Genomic DNA, 24,548 nt, shown 5'->3' on the forward strand with positions numbered 1-24,548 from the left:
AACGTGTGTGTGAGGCCCCCGGAGCCGGAGCTCCGGGGGCCTTCCCGGGTCAGGAGGTCCCCGCGCCCGCGGTGGTGAGGACCGCGAGGAGTGTCCGCGCCTGCACGTTCACATAACGGCTGTGTCCGGCGAGCCAGTTGAGCTGGCCCGTGCTCACCCAGTGGAAACCGGGCGGCGCCTCCGCCGGCGTCGTCGCCTCGTCGGTCTCGACGATCAGATAGCGGCTCTCGGCGTCCAGGAACCGGCCGCCCTCCTCCGAGTGGACCGTCGAGTAGCGGATCCGCTCGGGCGAGGGGTTCAGCATCAGGTCGAGGAACGCGGGCCGCTGCCCGTCCGGCAGGTGCGCGTAGTTCGACGGCACGCACTGCACGGTCGGCGCGAGCTCCGCGGTGTCGAGGAAGCCGCCCTCCACGCGCGCGTGCACCAGGACATGGGGGAGGCCGTCGAACATGCGGTACGCGAAGGCGACCAGGCCGGGACCGACCGGCTCGATGATCGGCTGGGTCCAGCCGCGGACCTCACGTCCGGCGCCCTTGACGGAGACCGCCACGACCCGGAAGAACCGCTCGTCCTCGCGGCGGATGGAGTGGGTGTCCCGCCGCCAGCCGGAGATCTCACGCAACGGCATGCGGCGGGTGCGGACGTCCTGGCGGGCCCGCTCGCCGGTGAACCAGGCGAGCAGTTCGGCGTCGGAGGTCAGCGCGCCGGCCTCCTCGGCGGCCATCGGGGCGCTCGCCAGGACGGTGCGCGCGTCCATGTTCACCACGTTGTCCAGGCAGAGCAGCTCCACGATCTGGCCGAGGGTCAGCCAGGCGAAGCCGTCGTGGACCTGGACGGGGACGCCGGCGTCGACCTCCACGATCATGTTCCGGTTGCGCTTTCGGTAGAACCAGGCGCCGTGCTCGGACTGGAGGACGTCGGTGAGCACCCGGTCCCGGTCGGGCTCCAGGAAGTGCTCCAGGTACTTCACGGCCGCGCCGCCGTGGGCCTTGGTGTAGTTGCTGCGGGTTGCCTGCACGGTGGGGGAGAGCTGCACCAGGTCGGGGTTGCCGGGCTCCATCTTGGCCTGCATGAGGAAGTGGAGGACCCCGTCGAACTCCTTGGCCAGGATGCCCAGGATGCCGATCTCCGGCTGGACTATGATCGGCTGCTGCCACGTGCCGTCCGGCCGGGTGACGTGCAGGCCCTCGACGGTGAAGAACGCCCCGCTGCTGTGCCGCAGGTCGCCGGTGTCCGGGGCGAAGGACCAGTTGTCGAGCTTGGCGAAGGGGATCCGCCGGATCTCGGTGCCGCAGGTGACCCGGTGGAAGCCGAGCCAGTCCAGGGTCTCGGCGGTCGTGCGGTGGGCGCCTTGCGGCGTCGCGGCCGAGCGGGCGAGCCGCTCGGTGACCCCGGCGCGCGAGCGCGGCACGAGCCGGGTCCGGGTGCTCATGCCCGGCCCCCGCTCGCCTTGACCGGCTTCCACCACTGCGGGTTGTCCCGGTACCAGGCGACGGTCTCCGAGAGGCCGCGGTCGAATGAGGTGAGAGGCCGGTGGCCGAGCTCCTCCTCGATCTTGGACTGGTCGAGGGCGTAGCGGCGGTCGTGGCCCTTGCGGTCGGTGACGTGGTCGATCATGTCGGTTCCCACGCCGCAGAGTTCGGCGAGCCGGTGGGCGAGCGTCAGGTTCGGCACGGCCGATCCGGAGCCGATGTTGTACACCTCACCGGCCCGGCCGCCGGTCAGGACCCGCTGCACGGCGCGGCAGTGGTCATCGACGTGCAGCCACTCGCGGATCTGCTGCCCGTCCCCGTACACCGGGATGCGGCGTCCTTCGAGGAGGTTGGTGACCGCGAGCGGAATGAACTTTTCGGGGTGCTGATAAGGCCCGTAATTGTTGGAGCAGCGGGTCACCGAGACGTTCAGCCGGTGGGTGCGGAAATAGGCGAGCGCGATGAGGTCGGAGGAGGCCTTGGAGGCGGCGTAGGGGGAGTTGGGGAGGAGCGGGGATTCCTCGGTCCACCAACCCTTGTCGATGGAGCCGTACACCTCGTCCGTGGAGATGTGCACGACCCGCTCGACGTGGACCGCGAGGGCGCACTCCATGACGGCCTGGGTGCCCTCCACATTGGTGCGGACGAAGTCGGCGCCGCTCTCGATGGAGCGGTCGACATGACTCTCGGCCGCGAAGTGCACCACCGCGTCCTGGCCTTCGAGCACACTGCACAGCAGGTCACGGTCGAGGATGTTGCCCCGGACGAAGGTGAGCCGCGGGTGCGCGGCGGGGAGGTTCTCCCGGGAGCCGGCGTAGGTGAGCGCGTCGAGGACGGTGACGTGCGCGTCCTCGTACCCCGGGTATCCCCCCTCGAGAACGGTCCGTACGTAATGGGAGCCGATGAATCCGGCGCCGCCGGTGACAAGGATTCTCATGAGACCACATCGCAGTCGCAATTCCACGGTCGAAACATGTTCCTGTGCCCTTTTCGTTTAAGGGGATGAGGTGCCGTGCAATGCACGCTAAGGAACTGCCCGGACACGGGCATCTTTCAGATTGCCGGTTCAGCCGCTGAACGCCCGACATAGGCCGCCAGGTGTTCACCGGTGAGCGTGGGACGGCCGGCGACGAGCTCGGCCGGGGTGCCCTCGAAGACGATCCGGCCGCCGTCCTGGCCGGCGCCGGGGCCGACATCGACGATCCAGTCGGCGTGCGCCATCACGGCCTGGTGGTGCTCGACGACGATGACGGACTTGCCGGCGTCCACGAGCCGGTCCAGGAGCCGCAGCAGCTTGTCCACGTCGGCGAGGTGGAGCCCGGAGGTCGGCTCGTCCAGGACGATCACCCCGCCCTTCCCGCCCAGGTGCGCGGCGAGCTTCAGCCGCTGCCGCTCACCGCCGGAGAGAGTGGTGAGCGGCCGGCCGATGGAGAGGTGGCCCAGGCCCACGTCGAAGAGGCGCTGCAGGACGCGGTGGGCGGCGGGGACGCGGGTGTCGCCCGCGCCGAAGAACTCCAGGGCCTCGTGGACCGGCATCGCGAGGACCTCGCTGATGTCGAGGCCGCCGAAGAGGTGCTCCAGGACGGACCCGTCGAAGCGCCGCCCCTCGCAGTCCTCGCAGGTCGTGGCGGTTTCGGCCATCATCGCGAGAGTGGTGTGGAGAACACCGATGCCGTCGCAGGTGGGGCAGGCACCCTCGGAGTTGGCGCTGAAGAGCCCCGGCCGCACACCGTTGGCCTTGGCGAAAGCCGTACGGATCGGGTCGAGGAGACCGGTGTACGTGGCGGGGTTGCTGCGCCGGGAGCCCTTGATCGGCGACTGGTCGACGGCCACCACACCCTCCCGGCGCGCCACCGAGCCGTGGACGAGGGAGCTCTTGCCGGAGCCGGCGACACCGGTGACCACGCAGAGCACGCCGAGCGGCAGGTCGACGTCGACGTCGCGGAGGTTGTGGGCCGAGGCGCCGCGGATCTCCAGGTGCCCCGCCGGCTTCCGTACGGCCTCCTTCAGCCGGGCCCGGTCGCCGAGCCGGCGGCCGGTCGGGGTGTCGCTCGCGCGGAGCCCGTCGAGCGTGCCCTCGTACAGCACCCGGCCGCCCTCGGCGCCGGCGCCGGGGCCGAGGTCGACGACGTGGTCGGCGATGGCGATGGCCTCCGGCTTGTGCTCGACGACGAGAACGGTGTTGCCCTTGTCGCGCAGCCGCAGCAGCAGCCCGTTCATGCCGTCGATGTCGTGCGGGTGCAGACCGGTGGTCGGCTCGTCGAAGACGTACGTGGTGTCGGTGAGCGCGGAGCCGAGGTGGCGGATCATCTTCACGCGCTGGCCCTCACCGCCCGACAGGGTGCCGGCGGTCCGCTCCAGGGAGAGGTAGCCGAGCCCGATCTCCACCAGCGACTGCAGGGTGTGCAGGAGAGAGGCGAGCAGCGGCGCCACCGGGGGCTCGTCCAGGCCGCGCACCCAGGAGACGAGGTCCCTGATCTCCATCGCGCAGGCGTCGGCCATCGAGACCCCGTGGATCTTCGATGACCTGGCCTCGGCGGAGAGCCGGGTACCCGCGCAGTCGGGGCAGGCGGTGAAGGTGACGGCCCGGTCGACGAAGGCCCGGACGTGCGGCTGGAGCGACTCCCGGTCCTTGGACAGCATCGACTTGCGGATCTTCGGGAGGAGGCCCTCGTAGGTGAGGTTGACCCCGTCGACCTTCACCTTGCGGGGATCGCCGTGGAGGAACTCGCGCATCTCCCGTTCGGAGAAGTCACGGATGGGCTTGCGCGGGTCGAGGACACCGGACTCGGCGTAGACGCGGGTGGTCCAGAAGCTGTCCTGCTTCCAGCCGGGGATCGTGAACGCGCCGTCGCCGATCGCGCGCGTGTCGTCGTACAGCTGGGTGAGGTCGACGTCGGAGACGGTGCCGCGGCCTTCGCAGCGCGGGCACATCCCGCCGTGGTAGACGGCCCTGCGGACGACGATCCGCTTGCCGCCGGCCTTGTCGACGTTCATCGTGCCGCTCGCCGTGCGGCGCGGGACGTTGAAGGCGAAGGCGCTGGGCGGGCCGATACGGGGGGTGCCGAGCCGGCTGAAGAGGATGCGCAGCATGGCGTTGGCGTCGGTGGCGGTGCCGACGGTGGAGCGGGGATCGGAGCCCAGGCGCCGCTGGTCGACGACGATCGCGGCGGTCAGCCCTTCGAGGACGTCGACCTCGGGGCGGGACAGCGTCGGCATGAAGCCCCGGACGAAGGCGCTGTACGTCTCGTCCACCAGCCGCCGCGACTCGGCGGCGATCGTGCCGAACACCAGGGAGCTCTTGCCGGAGCCGGAGACCCCGGTGAAGACCGTCAGCCGGTGCTTGGGGATCTCGACGTCGATGTCCTTGAGGTTGTTCACCCGCGCGCCGTGCACCCGGATCCGGTCGTGGCGGCGGACGGGGGCGGGTTCCTGGCTCATTGCTCTCCCTCACTGAGGCCTGAGGACCGGGCCGCGGTCGCCCGGCCCGTCCGGCGAGGGTGCTGCGGTCCGCTCGATTCCCGCTCGCATACGACTCGAGCCCCGCTCGGGAGGAAGCCGAGCGGGGCCCGAGCGGGAATCCAGCCGGACTCGAGCCGGACTCGAGCCGGATTCGAGCCGGACTCGAGCCGGATTCGAGTGGAAATCGAGGAGGAATCGAGAGGGTTTTGCCTCAGCTGTCCTGGAGCAGCCCGAGAACGTTGCCGTCGACGTCCGTGACGGTGGCGATGAGGCGGCCGCCACCGACGTCGGCGGCCGGATTCCGGACGACGGCGCCCGCCGCGGTCACCTCCGCGAGCTTCGCCTCGATGTCCGGCACGTGCCAGTACGTGACCGGCGCGGACATGCCCTGCGTATCGGCACCCGGCACCAGGCCGATGTGCTGACCTGCGATGTCGTAGCCGACGTAGAAGTCGGAGACGGTCTGCGGCTTGATGCCGAGCAGGGCGGTGTACACGCTCCTGGCCACCACCAGGTCCTTGACGGGATGCAGCACGGTCTTGATTCCCTGGATGGCAGGGTCGGACATGATCACTCCTGAGGTCGGGATCTCGAATTGCATGCTAGGGAAATCCGCCGACTCCGCGCTTCTTCGATCACGCTCACCTTCAGTGAGATTCCAGCCAGCGTTGACCGGAAATAGAGGTCCCGTTGTCAGGCTGCGAGCGCGTTGTATTCAGAAGGGGAACCACGTGAAGAAGCTCGCATTGGTCACCACCGTCATCGTGACCGGTCTGGTGGGCCCGACCCTCACCCCGGTCGCGGCGGAGGCCGCCGTCACGCCGGCCGCCGGCACCATCGCATGGGCTCCGTGTCCGGAGAACGACCCGGTCCTCGGTGCCATGCTCAAGGGCCTGGACTGCGGCACGGTCGAGGTCCCGCTCGACCACAGCAACCCCGCAGGCCAGAAGATCAAGCTCGCGCTGACCCGCGCCGAGCACACCGTCGCCGCCGCCGACTACAAGGGCGTCGTCATCCTCAACCGCGGCCAGTGGCCCGGCGGCATCGGCCGTGACCTGCCCACGCGCTACGCGCAGGGCACCACCGGCCTCGCCTCCGACGTCGGCCCCGCCTACGACTGGATCGGCTTCGACCCGCGTGGCGTGGGCGCCAGCGAACCGGCCATCGTCTGCGATCCCTCCTACATCAACCCCGGCCAGGCCCAGCCGGACCCGGTCCCCAGCTCGCAGGCCACCGAGCAGGCCTGGGTCAACCGCGCCAAGGCGTACGCCGAGAGCTGCGGCCGGCAGTACGGCGACGTACTCAAGCACCTGACCACCAAGGACGCCGCGCGCGACCTGGAACAGATGCGCATCGCCCTCGGCCAGGAGAAGATCACCTTCTTCGGCACCGACTGGGGCACCTACCTCGGCTCGGTCTACGCCACCCTCTACCCGACCCGGGTCCAGCGGCTGCTCCTGGACAGCGTCGCCAGCCCGAGCGGCGCCGGCTTCCCCAACCAGTTCAGCAAGAACTTCACGTCCGAGCAGAACGCCGACCGGTTCTTCGCCTGGATCGCCGAGTACGACGGCGTCTACCACCTGGGCACGACCGCCGCCCAGGTCGAGGCCAAGTACTACGAGGGCCGGAACAAGCTCCGCGCCGCGCCCGTCGACGGCAAGATAGGCCCGGCCGAGTGGGCCGACGTCTTCGAGCCGGTCGTCTACCGGCACTGGACCTGGCTGAACCGCGCGAAGATCCTCTCCGACTTCGTCGTCAAGAACGACCCGGCGTCACTGAAGGCGAACTACTCGGACCCGGGCTTCCCGCACCAGAACCGCCACACCATGACCAACGCGGTCAACTGCACCGACGGCCCCTGGCCGAAGGGCTGGAGCTCCTACAGTGCGGCCTACTCGGCCCAGTACGCCCTCGGCGCCAAGTTCCTGACCTGGACCAACGCCTGGTACACCGCACCCTGCGCCTTCTGGCCGGTGCCGTCCCAGACACCCGTGCAGGTCGGCAGCAACGTGGAAGTCCTCATCGTCCAGCCGCAGTTCGACTCCGCGCACGGACTCCTCGGCGCCTACGAGACACACGCGCGCTTCCCGGACTCCCGGCTCATCCTGGAGCAGGGCGGCCACAGCGTCGGCGCGTCCCTCTCCGCGAACAACAACACCTGCCTGAACACCTACGTCAGCAACTTCCTGCGGGACGGCACCCGGCCGTCCGCCGCGTGGGGCGCCGACGCGACCTGCCAGGCGGCCCCGGACCCGGTACCCACCGCCTGACCGCAACTCCGGCCGGGCAGCGGGCCCGGGGGAGCGGGCCCGGCCCCCGCCGGCTCACCATCCGGGTGCCCGGCCCAGGGCACACCGCGGGCCCCGCACGAGCAAGGTGCGGGGCCCGCTTCCGGCGGGAGCACCGCCGCCCACCGGGGCGCCGGGGCCGCCGCGCCACGGCCCTCAGCGCGCGGCGACCCCGGCACCCCGGTGGGCCACCGCCCGATGCGCCAGGACCAGCCCCTCCAGGGTGCGCACCACCTCGTTCGGCGCCGGCATCGCAAGGACCTCCCGCCGCAGCCGCTGCGCGTTGGCCCGGAGCGTCCCGTCCTCCAGAAGCCGCAGCAGCGCCTCACGTACTGCGGGACCGTCGACGTCCGAGGGCTTCATGGAGAGCCCCGCGCCCGTCCGTTCGAGGCACTGCAGCTTCAGCGGCACGTCGAACGCCCGGCTGACGAGCAACTGCGGCACCCCGTAGCGCAGCGCGCAGCCGAACGACCAGGTCCCGCCGTGGTGCACCATCGCCGAGCAGCCCGGCAGCACCTCCGAGAGCGGCACCGACTCCACGAGACGGGTGTTGGCCGGGACACGGCTCAACTCCTCCTGGGCCTGCCGGGGCAGCGTGAGGACCAGCTCGATGTCCAGGTCGCCCACGGAGTCCAGAATCTCCTGGATGCGCCCGGCCGGCAGCAGATGGCGCACCGGCCCGTCGTTGACGTGGTCGCCGAACGTCATCAGGACACGGGGCGCGCGCGGCGGCTCCGCGAGCCAACGGGGCACGACATTGGTCCCGTTGTAGGGGACGAACTGCATGGGAAGCGTCGTCGGCCGCGGATCGGGCCGGAAGGCGGCGGGGAGCGGGTCGATCGTGAACTGCCCGTTCACCAGGTCCTCGCAGAACACGCCGCCGTACTTCTCCACCCAGCCCGTCAGCCACTCCTGGAGCCCGTCGGCCCGGTCGTCCGCGGGCTGCAGCGCCTTGGCGTGCAGGAAGTCCTCCCGCATCCGGGTGTAGACGTCGACCGAGTACAGGACCCGGACGTGGGCCGCACCCACGGCGGCGGCGGCGACCGCGCCGGCGAAGGCCTTGGCACCCCACAGCACCAGGTCGGGCCGCCACTCCAGGGCCAGTTCGACCACGTCCTCCATCATGGAGTCGTTCGACCGGCGGGCCTGCGGCAGCACCAGGTCCTCGAAGACCCGCGTGGCCTGCTCCCAGCCCAGCCGCTCGCGCCCGGGCCGTACGTCGAAGAGCGGATCGAGGCCCCCCGCCCCGGCCGCCCCGCCACCCGGCACCGGCGGGGCGGCCCCCCGCTCCCGCTGCTGGCGCCGGTCGCCGGCCTCCCGCTCCCGCCCGCTCTCGCCGGGTCCCACACCCACGCCCAGGAGACCGGCGCCGGTCACGGCGTCGAGGAGGTCGGGCCACCCGGCCACCCGCACCTCGTGCCCTGCGGTCTGCAGGGACCAGGCGAGCGGCACCAGGTTGAAGACATGGGTCTTCCACGGGAACGGGACAATGAGAACGCGCACGACGCGATTCCTTCGGTCAGGGGAAGCGGGACGGACGAACGCCCCGCAGGCCGGCCCTGCCAGTCTGGTCACGCGTCAGGTACGGGGCTTCTCCGAGTTTGCCGACTGCCGCTGGTCGCGGCGCCGACCGCGAGCGTGGTGACGACGACCACCAGGACGGCCGGCACGGGACCCGCCAGATCACTCAGCGCGCCCATGACCAGGATCGACACGGCCACGCCCGAGGGCAGCAAAGTCGCCCGCAGCGTCACCACCGAGGGCAGCTCCCGGGCCGAAGCGGCCGCCAGGAGACGGTTGTTGCAGTGCACGAAGGCAAGCTCGAAGAGCATGAGGAAGACCGCGTACAGCACCAGCGTCGGTACGGTGCTCGCCGCCAGCACCGCCGCGAGCAGCGGCGCCATCGGCAGCACCAGCCACACGGCCGAGGGCACATGACCCAGGTACCGCTGGGCCGGCAGGGCGGCCAGCGAACCGGCGAAGACCGCGACCGCCGAGGCCGCGACGAACACCCCCACGAGCCGGGTGCCGCCGTCGAGGAGACGCAGCGGGATCACCGTGACGGCCACGGTGTGGAAGCCCTGCCAGAACGCCACCAGCAGGAAGCGGACGAACAGCCTGCGGACCACCGGGTCCTCCACCCGCAGCCGCGCCCCGGACCCTGCCGGTGACGCGGCGCTCTCCCCGGCCGCCCTGGTCGCGGACGGCAGCGCCCGGGCCAGGAGCGCGGAGAGCGCGAGCGTCGCCACGTTCAGCGCGATCAGTCCGCGCGGCGAGAGCACCGAGGCGGCCGGCCCGGCGAGCGCGGCACCCACACTGACCCCGGTCAACTTGCCTATCTCGGCATACGTGTTGACCCGGTCGAGCAGCGCCTTCGGCACGGTGCCGCGCAGCACGACCGAGGTGGCCGAGCGGGTCACCGCCTCGAAGAAGCCACGGGCTACGACCAGAGCGGTGGCGACCGCGAGCAGCGCGCCGCCGGGCACAACCAGGGCCGCCGCCGTGAGCAGCAGGCTCGCCGCCTCGGCGATCCGGACGAGCCGCTGCGGGGCGTGGCGGGCGAGCAGCCGGTTGAGCGGCGCGGCGAGCAGCAGCGCCGGCAGCCAGGGGGCGCTCAGGACAGCGCCGGCGAGCAGTCCAGAGCCGGTGACGGAACCGACGTGGGTGGACAGGCTCACCAGAAGCAGAAAACTCCCGCACGTATTGAAGAAGAGCAATGCGGGAGTGCAGCGGGATGAGCGAGCACACGCGCGGAAAAATATCATCATCAGTCCTCCAGGAAGGGGAGGATGTCAGAGACGAACAGATTTCGACGAACGAGCCGAATGCCTATCGTTGAACATATGACAACAGCCGTCCAGAGTCTTCCTGGCAACCCCTGCATCGTGATGGTTGACGCCTATGCGGGCGTCCGTTCACTCGTTCTTGAATTCCTCCGGCAAGGATGCTCCGTCGTCCGCGTCCAGAGCACGCGCGAGACTCCGTACGTCTACATCCCGGCCCCTTACGTCGCCGAGGATTTCATCGCCGACCTCACCCATGAAGGCGATGTCGACGCCACCGCGAAAGCGGTGGCGGCGTTCGCACCGGTCGCGGTCGTCTCCGGCGGCGAGATCGGCGTCGAACTCGCCGACCTGCTCGCCGACCGCCTCGGACTGCCCGGCAACGGCACCGCCCTCAGCGCCGCCCGCCGCGACAAGCACCTCATGGTCGAGACGGTCCGCGCCGCCGGACTGCGGGCCGCCCGCCAACTGTTCGCCACCGACGCCCGGGAACTCGCCGCCTGGCACCGCGACCTCGGCGGCCGGGTCGTCGTGAAGCCGCCGCGCAGCGCCGGCGGCCAGGGCGTCACCTTCTGCGACACCCCCCAGGAGTCGGCCGCCGCCTTCCGTGCCCTCGCCGACGCCGACGACGTCTTCTCCCAGCCCAACAACGGGGCCGTCGCCCAGGAGTACCTCGCCGGCACCGAGTACATGGTCAACACCGTCAGCCGCGACGGCCGCCACCACGTGTGCGACGTCTGGCGCACCGGCCGCGCCAGCCGCAACGGAGTCCTCGACCTCTGCGACGCGCTCTCGCTCATCGACTCCGGCAGCCGGGTCGTCGAACCCCTCACCGACTACGCCTTCCGCGTCCTCGATGCCCTCGGCATCCGGCACGGCCCCGCCCACCTGGAGATCCGGATGACCCCGGCCGGGCCCTGCCTGGTCGAGGTCGGCGCCCGGATCGCGGGCGGCGGCATCCCCGCCGCCGCGGGCCTGGGCATCGGCGAGTCCCAGCTGGAATGGACCGTCGACGCCTTCCTGCGGCCCGAACGCTTCCACGAGAGGGCCGGCACCCCCTACGAGATCCGCCGGTACGCCGCCATCTACGGCATGGTCTCGCCCGTCGAAGGCGTGCTCCGCGGCTACGAGGGGATCGAGGAGATCGAGCGCCTGGAGGGCCTCCACACCCTGACGCCCCTGGTCCGGCCGGGCCAGAGGATCCGGCGGACCGTCGACGACCTCACCTACCCGGTCATCGTGACGCTGCTGCACGAACTCGACGAGGTCGTGCAGCGCGACCTCAACACCATCCGGCACCTCGACGGCACCGGGTTCTACGCCCTCGACGGGGCCTCGACCGCCTCCTGAGGAACGTTCGACCGCCGCCCCGCCGCAGACGAACATCACACCGGGGCGGCGGCCGGCTCCATCCGCGTCCACGCCGGGCGCGGCACCCGGTACACGAAACTGACCGCCGTACGCGGCTCCGAAACCGTGGTGTTGGGCGCCGAGCGGTGCAGCACCATGCCGTCGAACATCACGGCCGACCCCGGCTCCAGCGGCATCGCGACCGCACCGGCCGTACACGGCAGGTGCCCGTTTGCCACGTGCGGCTCCACCGGGACCCGCAGCGGCGCCTCGCCCGGCAGCCGCTCCCGGTCCCCGGTGTGCGGGAACAGCCCCAGGACGTGCGAGCCCGGGATGAACTCCAGGCAGCCGTTGCGCCGGGTGGCCGGCTCCAGGGCGACCCAGATCGTCACGATGCCGTCCTGCCCGGCGGCGAACCCGGGCGGTGCGAACGCCATGTCCTGGTGCCAGGGCTTCGCCGAGCCCACCACCGGCGGCTTCGCCCACAGGAACGAGTTGACCAGCGTGCCCGTCGCGCCCGACGCCGCCCGCACCGGGCCCTCCGCCAGACCCAGCGCCCGCTGCACGGCGCCGAACTCCGGCTCGTGCACATGGATGCGGTCCGCCGACCGCAGCACGCCGGGCAGCGCACCGGAGCCCTGCTGCCAGGCCGCCCAGCCGCCGATGCCCGGTGCCTCCAGGACGAAGTCCCCGGCCGAGGCCGTACGGTCGCGGGCCAGCTCCTCCAGACGCCCCGCCGCGCGCCGCAGCCCGGCGAGCTCCGCGCCGCCGGCCAGCCCGGGCAGCCGTACGAACCCGTTCTCCCGCATCCCGCGGGAATAGCTTTCCACCATTCTTCCTCCCCTTTATCCGGTTCGAATGGCCGCGAACCTACCCGGACGATTCGGGCGCGTTCATGTTCAACCACGGACTTTCCCTGGCCCGTTGCCGCCCGTTCCGGCGGATCCGTAAGCTCCTCGGCCATGAGGGCGACCGCCCCATGCATTCCCGAGAAGAAGGAGTGACTCATGAGCGACCGTGACTTCATCGAGACCCGCGACGCCCAGCAGGAGACCAGCAAGTGGTAATTCGCTGACCCGGCGAATTGCACACGCACGACGCGTACGCGCCGCCCGTACGGAACCCGCTTCCGTACGGGCGGCACGTCGTCCGAGAGAGGTTGACATGGTAGGCAATCGCGTTTCACAGGTCATCGACATTCCCGCCGACATGACGGTGACCGACGACTCCACCGACGACCGCTACTGGGCGTCGGTCGAGCGCGTCGTCGCACTGGCCGGCCAGAAGGGCCGCACCGCCGACGGCATCCCGCTCCTCGCGAGCATCGCCGTCTCCCACCCCGAGTGGCCCGTCCGCGCCGGCGCCGTCCGGCTCCTCGCCACGCACCACGCGGGCGACGAGGCCGCCGGCGCCGCCGTCGCCGCCGCCACCCACGACACCGTCGACTGGGTCGCGTTCACCGCCCTCAAGGTCATCACCGAGCACCGCATCGCCGCCGCCGTCCCCGACCTCATCCGGATCTCCGGCTGGCCCAGCAACTTCACCCGCCCCGACTGGGCCCGCAAGCCCGTCGGCTGCGGCGCCGCCCTCACCAAACGCGCCCTCATCGCCGTATTCGGCACCAGGGACCCCGTCGAACTGCGCCGCCTGGAGGACGAGTACTTCTCCGAGATGCGCTCCCGGATCGCCGCCGCCCGCAAACGCGTCCGCCGCCACGAGGACGTCGTCCTCGTCCCGGCCGGCCCCGCGATCATCGGCGCCGACGAACAGCCCGACGCCTTCCGCATGGCCCAGGACGACACCACCCTGCGCGCCGTCGACGTACCCGCGTTCCTCATCGACCGGACCACCGTCACCAACGCCCGCTACCGCGAGTTCCTCCAGGAGACCGGCGAATCAGGCGAGTTCGACCACCCCGACCAGCCGCTGGAGCGCTCGCACCGCCCCGCCCACTGGCACGACCCGCGCTTCAACGCCCCCGACACCCCCGTCGTCGGCATCGACTGGTACGACGCGTACGCCTTCGCCGCCTGGGCCGGCGGCACACTGCCCAGCGAGGTCCAGTGGGAGAAGGCCGCCCGAGGCGTCGACGGCCGCCGCTTCCCCTGGGGCGAGGACTGGGACCCCGAACGCGTCAACGACGTGGAACGGTCCTTCGGCCAGGCCGTCGCCGACCTGGACTCCCTCGAAGCACTCCTCGTCACCATCGAGCAGGGCCAGAACCCGGCCCACCCCGTACTCGCCGCCGACGCGCTGCCCCAGGGGGCCAGCCCCTACGGCGCCCTGCAGATGTCCGGCAACGTCTGGGAACTCACCCGCACCAACTTCTACACCGGCCAGGACATGGACCCCTTCTTCAAAGGCCGCCACCCGCTGGACTTCATGAACCGCAAGGAAGCCTTCCACGTGCTGCGCGGCGGCACGTTCACCTCCCCGCCGGCCTGTCTCACCACCTTCTACCGCGGCAAGGACCTCATCACCGACCGGCACATGGAGGTCGGCTTCCGCTGCGTGTACGAGGCGGACAACTGATGCGCCTCACCTCCCTCGGCCACGCCGCGGTCCTCGTCGAGACGGGCCGGGAGCGGATCCTCTTCGACCCGTGGCTGACCCAGCGCCTCGACCGCTTCTGGGAACACCACCCGCCCCTGGAGGAAGGCCTCGTGCGCAAGGTCCTCGACGAGGGCGTCGACTACGTGGTCCTCAGCCACCACCACTTCGACCACCACCACTTCCCCTCCCTCGGCCTCCTCACGGACGGCGCCGACGTCGACTTCGACGACAGCCCCCGCCAGAGCACCGGCGTCACCTGCATCTACCCGGCCGGCCCCGTGCCGCCGACGCTGACCGCCTCCGGCCTCGGCCACCAGGCGATCTCCTGGACACTGCGCCGTTTCGGCTTCGAACGGCTGCACCCGGTGACACCCGGAGACACCGTCACCCTCGGCGGGGCAACCCTGCGGACCTTCCCCTCCGCCGTCCCCTTCCCCGAGATGAGCGTGCTCGTGGAGACCGAGGACGCCGCCGTCATGGTGTGCGGCGACGCGCTCCTGCACGAGGCGACCACTGAGGCCTTCCAGCGCGAGGACGCGCCGAAGCTCGACCTCGTGCTCGTCCCCACGCACAGCATCTCGCCACCCGGCGTCCTCACCGAGCGCCGCCCGCTCACCGACCCGGAGGGCGTCCGCGCCCGCGCCGTCGCCAACTTCGACCGGTACGTCGACTCCCTGCCGGCCGCCCTGACCGTGCCGTCCTCCTTCGGCTGGCGCGTCAGCGGCGACACCGACCGCGACTACGACTGGTGCAACCGCACGATGTTCCCGTTCACCCCGGCCCAGGCCCTCGCGCGCCTCACCGAGCGAGGCCGGGCCGGCCTGCTGTGGGGACCCGGCCAGGTCCTGGAGGCCGGCGGAGGAAAGACCACCCCCGTCGACGGGCCGGTCGCCCCCCACGCATACGACTTCGACGAGATCTACGCAGCCGTCCGGCTCGACCCGAAGACCCCGGTCCCGCCCTTCGACGCCTCCCTGGACCGCTACGGCCGGCAGACCCGGCCCGCCGAGCAGATGCTCCGCGAACTCCTCGACCTGCTCGTCGCCACCGACTACTGGTACCGGGCGCTCGACGACGGCGCCGGAGGGCACGTCGTCTCCCTCTACGAGGACACCGGCGACGAGACCTCCTACCTCCTCGACCCGGTCACCGGCCGGGTGACGAAGCTCGGCGCGGGCCCCGCACGCTCCCACGTCACCGGCGCCGAGGGCTGGACCGAGACGGCCGCGAGCACCCTGGAGGCCATGCTCGGCGCCGACCTCCTCTTCGGCAGCTCCTTCGGCCTGTGGGCCAGCGACGGCGTCCTGCTGTCCGCCGTCTTCCACCACCCCTCCTACTACACCCGCCACGTCGAGCGGCAGCTCCGGGAGGCGACCCGGTCGTGAGCGACTCCAGCGAGACCGTGCTCTTCGACCACGAGAGCACCTGCCTGCGCGACAACCCGCTGGGCGACCCCCACACACGCCGGGTCGAGGTACACCTCCCGCCCGGGTACGACGGCGTCCGCCCGTTCCCCGTCATCTACTGGCTGCCCGGCTTCGGCGCCCACCCCAGCCTCTGCGGCAAGGCCCTCGCCTTCGGCACCACCGTCGCCGACCGGCTCCGCTCAGCCATGACCGACGGCCGGGTGCCGCCCGCCCTGATCGTCGTCCCCGACGGCACCACCGCCTACGGCGGCTCCCAGTACATCGACTCCGCCCCCTGCGGCCGCTACGCCGGCTACCTCGCCGAGATCGTCGCCGCCGTCGACCGGCGGTTCACCACCCGGCCCGCACCACGCTGGCGCGCGATCGGCGGCAAGTCCAGCGGCGGTTACGGCGCGCTGATCGCCGGCATGACCTGCGACCTCTTCGGCTCGGTCATCGCCTGCTCGCCCGACGCCGGCTTCGAGCACAGCCACCTGCCGCTCCTGCCGCGCACCCTCGACACCGTCCGGGCCGCCGGCGGCATGGACGCACTGCTCGCCCGCCGCGCCACCGGCCCCGTCGACGCGCCGTTCATGGTCGCCATGAGCATCATCGCCCTGGGCATGTGCTACGCCCAGGACCCCCGGACCAGCCCGTCCGACGCACTGCCCTGCGACCCGGAGACCGGCGTCTTCCGCGACGAGGTGTGGCAGCGCTGGCTCACCCACGACCCCGTACGCATGCTGGACGAGCACGCCGGGGCGCTCACCCGCCTCGACCACCTCCACCTCGGCGTCGGCGAGCGCGACGAGTACGGCATGCACTGGGGCGCCCGCGCCCTGCACACAGCCCTCGACGCCCACGGCGTCCCCCACCACTACACCGAGCACGAGGGCGGCCACCACGGCATCGAGCACGTCTACACCGACGCCCTGGCCGGCCTGCGGCACGTCTGGTCCGAAAGGACGGTCGGCACATGTGCGGTATAGCCGGCTTCATCAGCCTCGACGGCCCACGCGACACCGCCCGGCTCGACGCCCTGGGCCGCACCATGACCGAAGCGATGGCCCACCGCGGCCAGGACTCCTGCGCCCCCTACGTCTCCGAGTGCGGCACCGTCATGCTGTGCGCCACCCGCCTCGCGGTCCGCGACCGCTCCCACGCGGGCGACCAGCCCATGACCGACCCCACCGGACGGATCGTCCTGGTCCACAACGGCGAGGTGTACGGATCGCGTTCGCCGGCCCCGCCGCTCTGGCCCCGCCGCACCACCTGCGACACCGAGTTCGTCCTCCAGCAGATCTGCCGCCAGGACGAACCCGGCCCGGCACTGCGGCCCCTGGACGGCATGTTCGCACTCGCCTGGCACGACACCACCACCGGCCGGGTCGTCCTCGCCCGCGACCACTTCGGCGTCAAACCGCTCTTCTACGCCCACGCCGACGGCGGCCTGATCTTCGCCTCCGAGCAGGGCGTCCTGCTCCGCACCGGCCTCGTCCGGGCCGAGGTGGAGCCCGAGGAGTTCGTACTGCGCTCCTGGATCCGCATGGACGCCGCCGACGACCACACCTGGCTGCGCGGAGTCCGGTCGCTCCAGCCCGCCGAATACCTGATCATCGACCGGCCGCAACTGCGCACCCACCGCTACTGGAAGCCGGCCTCCACCGACGAGCCCATCGAGGCCGACGAGATCAGGGCCGCCTTCGACCGGGCGATCGAACAGCGCTCCGTCTCCGACGTACCGCGCGCGGCCGTCCTGAGCGGCGGCGTCGACAGCACCGCGATCGTCGCCGGCCTCACCGCGCGAGGCACCCCGCTGGACGCCTACGTGCTCCGCTACCAGGACGGCATCGGCGGCTCCGGCGACGACGTCACCTACGCCACCGAGGTCGCCGGACGCCTCGGCGTCCCGCTGACCGTCTGCGACCTCGACCAGGACACGGCCGCCGGACTCGTCCCGCTCCTGCCCACCCGGCTGATGCGCCCGCTGCTGCACGGCGCCGAACTCGCCATGCACCACCTGTACGGCACGATCGCCGCCGACGGGAACGTGGTCGTCTACTCCGGACACGGCGCCGACGAGCTCTGGGGCTACCAGGACGGCCGCTACTTCCCCATCGTCGACCCGCTCGCCCCCACCTACATCCACGGCCGGCACTACCTCACCCACCGGCTGCACGCCGACGAACGGCCCCTGTGGTCCCAGCTCGTCAGCTGGATGGCCCACGAACTCGACGTCGACATGAACGAGGTCACCGACCGGATCTGGGCCCGCACGATGGACGAGTACCGGGCCATCAGGACGGCGTCCCCGCTCAAACGCGGCCGGCACCACCTCATGCGGCGCTTCCTCGTCTACGTCAACGACATGGTCGACGCGACCTCGGCGACCCACACCCTGGAGGACCGGCCCGTCTTCCAGGACGTCACCCTCACCGAACTGGCCTTCCGCTGCCCCGAACACCTGAAGGACAGCCACCAGCCCGGCACCCACAAGGACCTCCTGAAGACCGCCCTCGGCGACCTGCTCCCCCAATCCGTGCGGCACCGCCGCAAGCAGGGCTTCCCCAGCCCCGCCGACCCGGGCTACGTCCGCCGGCTGACCGAACTCGCCGACGACCTGGGCACCCCCTTCGGACTGCCCCCCGTCCCGGCCGGACTCCGCGCCGGACTCGGTGTCGGCGAATGGATGTTCCTGGCCTCCACCTCCGCCTGGCTCGGCCACATCGCGGAGTTCAGAACCGAACCGAGGAGTCATGGTGAGCAGTTCCGTCCCGCGCTGGCGCCCGCAGGTCCTGGCCAGCGCGTCCGACCTTGACCCGGTCCCCCCGGCCATCGAGGAGGAACGGGCCCAGGAATGGTGCCCCTTCGTGCTGTGGCGGCCCACCGCCCTGCCCCGGGGCTGCGACACCTCCGTCGGCACACTCCGCCGCGAGGCACCCCCCGGACGCGTCGAGGCCCAGGGCCGCAGCCCCTGGAGCGACGCCAACCCCGCCGGATACCGCACCGAGATCTCCGGCGGCGGACGGCGGCTGCGCCTGAAACAGTTCCTGTACGACTGGGCGTTCCCCGCCGCCGACCACCCCTGCCTGTGGGGCAGCGCCACCCGGCCGCACGAGATCGGCGACGGCCGGGTGGCCTGGCTCGGCACCGACTACAAGGCCCACCGGGCCGGCAGCGCCCGCCTCGCCGGGACCACCGTCGAACTCTCCGTACTCGAAGGAGAGTTCACCGACCATGAGCTGATCGCCCTCTACGCCGGACTGCGCCCCGCCGTGCCCGAAGCGGTACCCCGCGTCCTCGCCACGCCGTTCTCGGAGCTGAGCTACTGGGCCCAGCACCCGGCCGACATGGTCTCGGTGCCCACCGGCCCCTACCACTTCCACCGGCGCGGCAAGGAACACGAGGGCGACTGGATCCCCTCGGACCGGGTCACCGCCTTCCTCACCGCACAGGGCGTCCCCGCCACGGTCGGCCCCTTCCGCGCGAACAGCGCCGCCACCTTCGGCGACGGCGACACCGCCCGCGAACTCGAGGTCGTCTACACCACACCGACCGGAGACGAACTGCGCCTCACCCTCCAGAAGACCGGCGGCGGACGTCTGGAGTTCCCGCCGAAGCGCGACAAGCACCCGGCCGCGGACGAGCTCCACACCCTCGCCGACGGACGCCCGCTCCACCTCGCCCACCTCAGCGCCGTGTACGGCGCCTGCGACGCCTTCTGGCAGCACCCCGACGGCTACGAACTCCGCCTCCTGGGCAGCGCCGGCACGGGCATGGGCCGCGACCCCGTCCTCGCCCTGGCCGCCGCTCTCGACACGGAACTACGCCTGGCCGGCCACGCGGAAGTGCTGGGATGACCGACAGCCCAGCACTTCCCGAACCGGGCCGGGCCGTGCCCGGCCCCGCCACCGGGCAGGCGACCGGGCGCGCCGCCCACACCGGCGCGCCCGGCACCGACCGGGCCGCACGGCACACCGGGGCCGCGCCCCGCGGCGGCCCCGGCCACCGCGGACACGGGCACGGGCCGGCCCTCCGCACGGCGGGGCGCCGCACCGGACCGCCCACCGTCCGGGCCGCCCACCGGCCGGGACACTAGCCGTGGCGACCGGCGCCCCCGAGCCCGTACCCGACCCCCGGCTCGACTTCCGCAGTGACACCCGGACCGTCCCGGACCAACGGATGCGCGCGGCGAGCGCTCTGGCCGAGGTCGGCGACGACGTGTACGGCGACGACCCGACAGCCGCCGCGCTCGAAGCCCGCACCGCCGAACTCCTCGGCACCGAAGCCGCGCTGTTCGTACCCACCGGCACCATGGCCAACCTCCTGGCGCCCCTCGCGGCCTTCCCCGGCCCGGCCGGAACCCGGCTGATCGTCGGGGCCGACAGCCACATGGGGTTCCTGGAGGCCGACGGGCTGCGGCGGTTCGGCGGCCTCGACCCCGTCCTGGCCGAGCAGGACGCCGACGGACTCCTGAACCCCGGCCACCTGGAGGAACTGCTCGCCGCCGGCACCGGCCGCCCCACCGTGGTCTGCCTGGAGAACACGAGCATGATGCGCTCCGGCAACGCCCTGGACGAGGCCGCGACCCGCACGGTCGCCCGCCTCGCCCACCGGTACGGCGCCCACTTCCACCTCGACGGGGCCCGCCTCGCCCACGCCGCCGTCGCCCTCGGCGTCCCGCCCGCGACGCTCGCCGCACCCGCCGACAGCGTCGCCTTCTCGGTCTCCAAGGCCCTCGGCGCACCCCTCGGCGCACTCCTCGGCGGCAGCCGCACATACGTCGCCCGCGCCCGCGAGCTGCGCACCGGGCTCGGCGGCTCCCTGCACCAGACCGGAGTGGTCGCGGCGCCCGCGCTCATCGCCCTGGGACGGCTGCCGGAGCTGGCCGCCGACCACGCCACGGCCGCCGCGCTCGCCGCCGGACTCCGGGCCCTACCCGGTGTCGAGGTCCTCGGTCCGGCGCACCCGACGAACATGGTGATGGCACGCGTCCCGGGACTCACCCCGGACGCCTGCGCGGCACGCCTCGCCCTGCACGGCGTGCGCGTCCTGCCGCTCCCCAACGGACATGTGCGCTTCGTGACGCACCGGGCACACGACATGATCGGTGTGCGCGAGGCCGTGGGGGCGCTGGCGGCCGTGAGGGCCGCCGTGCCCTCTGACCGGCCGGACGGCCCCAGGAGACAACTCCCCGACCGGGGAGGCTCCCTGACAACGATGGAGGAAGCATGACGGACGCGGCGGCACCCCGGACCCTGGACGAGCGGCTCAAGGACACCCGTACACGCCTGGAGAACGACGTCGACCTGTGGCTGTCGACGACGGGCGCCGACGGCGGCGGGGTCCACCTCATCCCGCTCTCGTTCCTGTGGGACGGCTCCGCGATCCTCGTCTCGACCCCGCGCGCCTCGGTCACCGGGCGCAACCTGTTCGCCGACGGCCGGGTGCGGATCGGCATCGGCCCGACCCGCGACGTGGTCATCGTCAACGGCGTCGCGGAGCCGGTCGACACCGAGGAGCTCGGCCACAGGACGGGCGACGCCTTCGCGGCGAAGACCGGCTTCGACCCGCGCGAACAGGACGAGCCGTACCAGTACTTCCGCATCCGCCCGCAGCGCGTGCAGGCCTGGCGCGAGGCGAACGAACTGGCCGGCCGCGGCCTGATGCGCGACGGCGCCTGGCTCGGCTGAGACACCGCCCGGCCGCGGCACCCCCCGCGCCCCCGACGACACCGCCTCCACCGGCCGGGCCCCCGACCGGCCGGGCGGAGGCGGAGTCCAGCCGTTCTTGACCGGAGCTGCAGAGTGCCTTGCCAGGCTGCGCGGGCAAGGCATCCGTCATTTCTGGAAGGGCGAACATGGAAGCAATCGAGGTTCCGGTCCTGATCGTCGGCGGTGGCGGGTGCGGTCTCACCGCCTCCGTCCTCCTCTCCGACCAGGGCGTCGACCATCTGCTGGTGGAGCGCCATTCGGACACGTCGAGGATTCCCAAGGCCCACTATCTCAACCAGCGCACGATGGAGATCTTCCGTCAGCACGGGATAGCGGACGACGTCCTCGCCGAGGCCGCGCCGCTGGAGCTGTTCGGCAAGGTCCGCTGGATGACCACGCTCGCGGGCGACGGCCCGATGGACCGGCGCCTCATCCACGAGATGGACGCCTTCGGCGGCGGAGAACTGACACCGGCGTACGCGGCGGTCGGCCCGGTCCTGCCGGCCAAGCTGCCGCAGATGTGGCTCGAACCGATCCTCAAGCGCCACGCGGAGGAGCGCAATCCGGGCCGCGTCCTCTTCGGCCACGAGGTCACCACCTTCTCCGACGAGGGCGACCACGTCCTCGCCGAGCTGCGCAACGTCGAGACCGGCGAGAGCACCACGGTCAAGGCCAAGTACCTCATCGGCGCCGACGGCGGGAAGTTCGTCGGCCCGAAGGCCGGCATCCGCATGGAGGGCCCGCCCGGACTGGTCAACACCACCACCGCGTACTTCTCCGCCGACCTGTCCGCATGGTGGCAGGAAGGCACACTCATCACCCACTTCCTCAGCCCGAAGGACCCGGACCTCTCCAGCAACCTCATCGAGATGGGGCCGACCTGGGGCAAGAAGTGCGAGCAGTGGGGCCTCCACTTCGCCCCGGGCCCGCCCGGGCGCTGGAACGCCGAGACCGTCATCCCGCGCATCCGCGAGCTGCTCCGCATCCCGGACCTGGACATCACCGTGCACAAGGTCACCGACTGGATCGTGGACGCGGTCCTCGCCGACCGCTACCGCGTGGGCCGGGTCCTCATCGCCGGCGACGCCGCCCACAAGCAGCCGCCGGCCGTCGGCCTCGGCCTCAACACCGGCATCCAGGACGCGCACAACCTCGCCTGGAAGCTGGCGGCCATCCTCAGCGGCCGGGCGCCGGAGAGCTTCATCGACACCTACGAGGCCGAGCGCCGGCCGATCGGCCGCCAGAACGTCGACTGGGCCGTCGCCGCCGCCCAGCACCACCAGACGGTCATCGACGCCATCGGCGCCGGCCACAACATCCCCGCGGACCGCCGCGGCCGGCGTCTGGAGGCGTACTTCGACCCGTCCTGGATCGGCGACACCACCCGGGCACGCGCCCTGGAAATTTTTCACACCCACCGCGGCGGCTGCCAGTCACTCGACATGGAGGTCGGCTTCGGCTACGAGAGGGGCGCGATCGTCCCCGACGGCAGCGAGCCGCCGGCCCGCGTCCCGATGCGCAACGCGCACACGCCCACCTCCCGCCCGGGCCACCGCCTGCCGCACGCCTGGCTCGCCAGGGACGGCGAGCGCCTCTCCACCCTCGACCTCACCGGCACCGGCCGCTTCACGCTGATCACCGGCGCCCAGGGCGACGCATGGACCCGGGCGGCGGCGCGGGCGGCCGAGAAGTTCTCGGTCCCCATCACCACGGTCCGGATCGGCGCGGGCTGCGCGTACGAGGACGTGGACGGCGGCTGGGCGGCCGTGCGCGGGACCGGCGAGGCCGGCGCACTCCTGATCCGCCCCGACCAGCACGTGGCGTGGCGCGCCACGGACGGCGCCCAGGACCCGGAGCAGGCCCTGACGGAGGCGTTCGCCGCCGTCCTGGACCGCTGACGCCCGACCGTACGCATGACGGGTGTGGCCGTACCCCGAGGGGTACGGCCACACCCGTCATGCGTACCGCTCCTGCGGACATGAAGAAGCCCGGAACGAGAACTCGTTCCGGGCGGACCTCCTCAGACCGCTGCCGCGACCGGCCGCGCCGCGTCGCCCTTCTTCGCCAGCCAGGACAGCACCTCGCCGACAGCCTTGCGCGCGGTGGCCATGCAGACACCCACACCCACGCCGTCGTACAGCGCACCGCACACCGCGAGACCCGGCTGGGTCGCCACGGACGCCCGGATACGGTCCACCCGGTCCAGGTGGCCCACGGTGTACTGCGGCAGGGCGTCCTGCCAACGGCTCACCCGGGACTCGACGGGCACACCTCTCACCCCGGTCGCCCCGGCGAGCTCCGCCGCCGCCACCGCGACGAGCGAGGCGTCGTCCCGCTCCAGCACCCGGTCCTCGCCGAAACGGCCCAAAAAGCAGCGGACGATCTCCACCTCACCGGCCAGATGCGGCCACTTCACCGTGGTGAAGGTGACCTCCTTGACCAGCTTCCCCTCCACCGCCGGCACCCGGTACGCCGAGTAGCCGCGGCCCGAGAGCCCGCCACCGGGGAACGCCGACTTCGGGTACGCGAGGGTGACCACCACCACGCCCGCGTACCGCACCTCGTCCAGGGCGGCGACGGCCGCGCCGGCCCCCGGAACGCCGCCGAGCAGGCCGCCCGCCGGTCCCGCCGGGGTGGCGATGACGACCGCATCGGCCTCGATCAGCTCCGGCGACCCGGCCGGGCCGACCGTGATCCGCCAGCCGTCGGCGGAGCGCGCCAGCTCGCGGACCGGGGCACCGGTACGGAAAACGGTGCCGGGGGCCGCGGCGAGCGTCTCCCGCACGACGGCCTCGGGCAGCGAGCCGAAGCCGCCCTCAAGGGTCGCCACACTCACCGGCGGCGGCTTCTCGCCCGGGGCGAGGACCGGCACCAGGGCGCCCGCCGCCTCCGCGAGGGAGGCCTGGCGCAGGGAGGCCTTCGCCAGCGGCGTCAGCGTCGCCTCGAAGGACAGGTCCTCGGCGCGGCCGGAGAACACCCCCGCGAGAAAAGGCTCGACGAGGCGGTCCACGACCTCCTTGCCGAAGCGGCCCCCGACGTAGTCGGCGACCGACACGTCCGCGTCCCGGTCGAAGGAGGGCAGGAACAGGTCCTGCCGGGCGCGCTCGACACCCTCCTCGGACAGGACACCGGACCGGGCCAGATCCTCCATGTCACAGGGCACACCCATGAACTGACGGTCCGGCTGGTTCCGGATCACACCCCTGGACCAGATCGCCGAGGCGGTCACCCCGGCCGGCAGGATCCGCTCGCCGAGCCCGGCATCCTTGATCAGACCGGTGGTCCTGCGCCGGTTGGCGTACAGCGACTCCGCACCCTCGTCGACGGCGACGCCCGCCACCTCGGAGACCTTCAGCTTGCCGCCGAACCGGTCCGACCCCTCCAGGACCGTGACCCGCACCGGCTCGTTGCGCAGATGGAACGCCGCCGAGAGGCCCGCGATCCCACCTCCGACGACGACCACGTGCGGCGTGCCGGTCACCTGATCCCGTTCGCTGCCAGCCATTCCACCAGCTCCTTC

Annotated in this window: 19 protein-coding genes; 11 read left to right on the top strand and 8 right to left on the bottom strand. The window is 72.0% G+C overall.

What is annotated here, in order from left to right:
- Nucleotides 1-49 precede the first annotated feature (49 nt).
- The 4 genes from FHX80_RS31755 to FHX80_RS31770 all read right to left on the bottom strand — a co-directional run bounded on the left by FHX80_RS31755 (nucleotide 50) and on the right by FHX80_RS31770 (nucleotide 5,502).
- A complete protein-coding gene (locus FHX80_RS31755; RefSeq protein WP_145767932.1) occupies nucleotides 50-1,432 on the bottom strand; it encodes an NDP-hexose 2,3-dehydratase family protein in 1,383 nt (460 codons plus the stop codon).
- Complete coding sequence (rfbB, locus tag FHX80_RS31760) at nucleotides 1,429-2,409, bottom strand: dTDP-glucose 4,6-dehydratase (protein WP_145767933.1); 981 nt, start codon at nucleotides 2,407-2,409, stop codon at nucleotides 1,429-1,431. Before rfbB ends, FHX80_RS31755 begins: the two co-directional genes overlap by 4 nt.
- A gap of 116 nt (nucleotides 2,410-2,525) precedes the next feature.
- On the bottom strand, nucleotides 2,526-4,913 hold the full coding sequence (locus FHX80_RS31765; RefSeq protein ID WP_145767934.1) for an ATP-binding cassette domain-containing protein: 2,388 nt from the start codon (nucleotides 4,911-4,913) through the stop codon (nucleotides 2,526-2,528).
- 232 nt (nucleotides 4,914-5,145) lie between these two features.
- The gene (locus FHX80_RS31770) at nucleotides 5,146-5,502 is read right to left on the bottom strand and encodes a VOC family protein (RefSeq protein WP_145767935.1); all 357 of its coding nucleotides are present in this window, start codon (nucleotides 5,500-5,502) and stop codon (nucleotides 5,146-5,148) included.
- 163 nt (nucleotides 5,503-5,665) lie between these two features.
- Between FHX80_RS31770 and FHX80_RS31775 the strand changes: the two genes are divergently transcribed.
- The gene (locus FHX80_RS31775) at nucleotides 5,666-7,204 is read left to right on the top strand and encodes an alpha/beta fold hydrolase (protein WP_145767936.1); all 1,539 of its coding nucleotides are present in this window, start codon (nucleotides 5,666-5,668) and stop codon (nucleotides 7,202-7,204) included.
- 174 nt (nucleotides 7,205-7,378) lie between these two features.
- On the opposite strand, the gene FHX80_RS31780 is transcribed toward FHX80_RS31775, so the two are convergent.
- Together FHX80_RS31780 and FHX80_RS31785 are read right to left on the bottom strand one after the other, a co-directional pair.
- Nucleotides 7,379-8,725: a nucleotide disphospho-sugar-binding domain-containing protein gene (locus FHX80_RS31780; RefSeq protein WP_145767937.1), complete on the bottom strand. Its 1,347-nt coding sequence runs from the start codon at nucleotides 8,723-8,725 to the stop codon at nucleotides 7,379-7,381.
- A gap of 68 nt (nucleotides 8,726-8,793) precedes the next feature.
- Nucleotides 8,794-9,990: an MFS transporter gene (locus FHX80_RS31785; RefSeq protein ID WP_341874048.1), complete on the bottom strand. Its 1,197-nt coding sequence runs from the start codon at nucleotides 9,988-9,990 to the stop codon at nucleotides 8,794-8,796.
- Nucleotides 9,991-10,065: 75 nt separating this feature from the next.
- Here FHX80_RS31785 and FHX80_RS31790 point away from each other — a divergent pair, with 75 nt between their 5' ends.
- The gene (locus FHX80_RS31790) at nucleotides 10,066-11,355 is read left to right on the top strand and encodes an ATP-grasp domain-containing protein (protein WP_167523781.1); all 1,290 of its coding nucleotides are present in this window, start codon (nucleotides 10,066-10,068) and stop codon (nucleotides 11,353-11,355) included.
- A gap of 35 nt (nucleotides 11,356-11,390) precedes the next feature.
- Here the strand turns inward: FHX80_RS31790 and FHX80_RS31795 are convergent, their stop codons facing one another.
- A complete protein-coding gene (locus FHX80_RS31795; RefSeq protein WP_145767939.1) occupies nucleotides 11,391-12,188 on the bottom strand; it encodes a phytanoyl-CoA dioxygenase family protein in 798 nt (265 codons plus the stop codon).
- 331 nt (nucleotides 12,189-12,519) lie between these two features.
- Between FHX80_RS31795 and FHX80_RS31800 the strand changes: the two genes are divergently transcribed.
- The 9 genes from FHX80_RS31800 (at nucleotide 12,520) to FHX80_RS31840 (ending at nucleotide 22,926) form a co-directional block, all read left to right on the top strand.
- Nucleotides 12,520-13,887, top strand: coding sequence for a formylglycine-generating enzyme family protein (locus tag FHX80_RS31800; RefSeq protein WP_244318713.1), 1,368 nt, complete (start codon nucleotides 12,520-12,522; stop codon nucleotides 13,885-13,887).
- Complete coding sequence (locus FHX80_RS31805) at nucleotides 13,887-15,293, top strand: MBL fold metallo-hydrolase (protein ID WP_145767940.1); 1,407 nt, start codon at nucleotides 13,887-13,889, stop codon at nucleotides 15,291-15,293. Before FHX80_RS31800 ends, FHX80_RS31805 begins: the two co-directional genes overlap by 1 nt.
- Entirely contained in the window at nucleotides 15,290-16,303 is a 1,014-nt protein-coding gene (locus tag FHX80_RS34945; RefSeq protein WP_167523782.1) for an alpha/beta hydrolase, read from the top strand. The genes FHX80_RS31805 and FHX80_RS34945 overlap by 4 nt, the downstream gene beginning before the upstream one ends.
- Nucleotides 16,291-18,132 carry an asparagine synthetase B family protein gene (locus FHX80_RS31815; protein WP_145767942.1) on the top strand — a complete coding sequence of 614 codons (1,842 nt, stop codon included), beginning with the start codon at nucleotides 16,291-16,293 and terminating at the stop codon, nucleotides 18,130-18,132. The genes FHX80_RS34945 and FHX80_RS31815 overlap by 13 nt, the downstream gene beginning before the upstream one ends.
- Entirely contained in the window at nucleotides 18,071-19,174 is a 1,104-nt protein-coding gene (locus FHX80_RS31820) for a hypothetical protein (RefSeq protein ID WP_167523783.1), read from the top strand. Before FHX80_RS31815 ends, FHX80_RS31820 begins: the two co-directional genes overlap by 62 nt.
- Complete coding sequence (locus FHX80_RS31825) at nucleotides 19,171-19,413, top strand: hypothetical protein (RefSeq protein ID WP_145767944.1); 243 nt, start codon at nucleotides 19,171-19,173, stop codon at nucleotides 19,411-19,413. The genes FHX80_RS31820 and FHX80_RS31825 overlap by 4 nt, the downstream gene beginning before the upstream one ends.
- 2 nt (nucleotides 19,414-19,415) lie before the next feature.
- Nucleotides 19,416-20,549, top strand: a complete 1,134-nt coding sequence (locus tag FHX80_RS31830; protein WP_145767945.1) for a threonine aldolase family protein — start codon at nucleotides 19,416-19,418, stop codon at nucleotides 20,547-20,549.
- A complete protein-coding gene (locus FHX80_RS31835) occupies nucleotides 20,546-21,007 on the top strand; it encodes a pyridoxamine 5'-phosphate oxidase family protein (RefSeq protein ID WP_145767946.1) in 462 nt (153 codons plus the stop codon). The genes FHX80_RS31830 and FHX80_RS31835 overlap by 4 nt, the downstream gene beginning before the upstream one ends.
- 167 nt (nucleotides 21,008-21,174) lie before the next feature.
- Nucleotides 21,175-22,926: an FAD-dependent monooxygenase gene (locus FHX80_RS31840; protein ID WP_145767947.1), complete on the top strand. Its 1,752-nt coding sequence runs from the start codon at nucleotides 21,175-21,177 to the stop codon at nucleotides 22,924-22,926.
- A gap of 122 nt (nucleotides 22,927-23,048) precedes the next feature.
- Here FHX80_RS31840 and hemG read toward each other — a convergent pair whose 3' ends face one another.
- Nucleotides 23,049-24,533, bottom strand: coding sequence for a protoporphyrinogen oxidase (hemG, locus tag FHX80_RS31845; protein ID WP_145767948.1), 1,485 nt, complete (start codon nucleotides 24,531-24,533; stop codon nucleotides 23,049-23,051).
- Nucleotides 24,534-24,548 lie beyond the last annotated feature (15 nt).

Source organism: Streptomyces brevispora (assembly GCF_007829885.1).
Classification (GTDB): domain Bacteria; phylum Actinomycetota; class Actinomycetes; order Streptomycetales; family Streptomycetaceae; genus Streptomyces; species Streptomyces brevispora.

What these genes read in the sequence shown, in the direction of transcription:
- FHX80_RS31755 (WP_145767932.1), bottom strand. Translation starts at nt 1,432, where the DNA reads ATGAGCACCCGGACCCGGCTCGTGCCGCGCTCGCGCGCCGGGGTCACC.
- rfbB (WP_145767933.1), bottom strand. Translation starts at nt 2,409, where the DNA reads ATGAGAATCCTTGTCACCGGCGGCGCCGGATTCATCGGCTCCCATTAC.
- FHX80_RS31765 (WP_145767934.1), bottom strand. Translation starts at nt 4,913, where the DNA reads ATGAGCCAGGAACCCGCCCCCGTCCGCCGCCACGACCGGATCCGGGTG.
- FHX80_RS31770 (WP_145767935.1), bottom strand. Translation starts at nt 5,502, where the DNA reads ATGTCCGACCCTGCCATCCAGGGAATCAAGACCGTGCTGCATCCCGTC.
- FHX80_RS31785 (WP_341874048.1), bottom strand. Translation starts at nt 9,990, where the DNA reads ATGATGATATTTTTCCGCGCGTGTGCTCGCTCATCCCGCTGCACTCCC.
- FHX80_RS31790 (WP_167523781.1), top strand. Translation starts at nt 10,066, where the DNA reads ATGACAACAGCCGTCCAGAGTCTTCCTGGCAACCCCTGCATCGTGATG.
- FHX80_RS31795 (WP_145767939.1), bottom strand. Translation starts at nt 12,188, where the DNA reads ATGGTGGAAAGCTATTCCCGCGGGATGCGGGAGAACGGGTTCGTACGG.
- FHX80_RS31800 (WP_244318713.1), top strand. Translation starts at nt 12,520, where the DNA reads ATGGTAGGCAATCGCGTTTCACAGGTCATCGACATTCCCGCCGACATG.
- FHX80_RS31805 (WP_145767940.1), top strand. Translation starts at nt 13,887, where the DNA reads ATGCGCCTCACCTCCCTCGGCCACGCCGCGGTCCTCGTCGAGACGGGC.
- FHX80_RS31815 (WP_145767942.1), top strand. Translation starts at nt 16,291, where the DNA reads ATGTGCGGTATAGCCGGCTTCATCAGCCTCGACGGCCCACGCGACACC.
- FHX80_RS31820 (WP_167523783.1), top strand. Translation starts at nt 18,071, where the DNA reads ATGGTGAGCAGTTCCGTCCCGCGCTGGCGCCCGCAGGTCCTGGCCAGC.
- FHX80_RS31825 (WP_145767944.1), top strand. Translation starts at nt 19,171, where the DNA reads ATGACCGACAGCCCAGCACTTCCCGAACCGGGCCGGGCCGTGCCCGGC.
- FHX80_RS31835 (WP_145767946.1), top strand. Translation starts at nt 20,546, where the DNA reads ATGACGGACGCGGCGGCACCCCGGACCCTGGACGAGCGGCTCAAGGAC.
- FHX80_RS31840 (WP_145767947.1), top strand. Translation starts at nt 21,175, where the DNA reads ATGGAAGCAATCGAGGTTCCGGTCCTGATCGTCGGCGGTGGCGGGTGC.
- hemG (WP_145767948.1), bottom strand. Translation starts at nt 24,533, where the DNA reads ATGGCTGGCAGCGAACGGGATCAGGTGACCGGCACGCCGCACGTGGTC.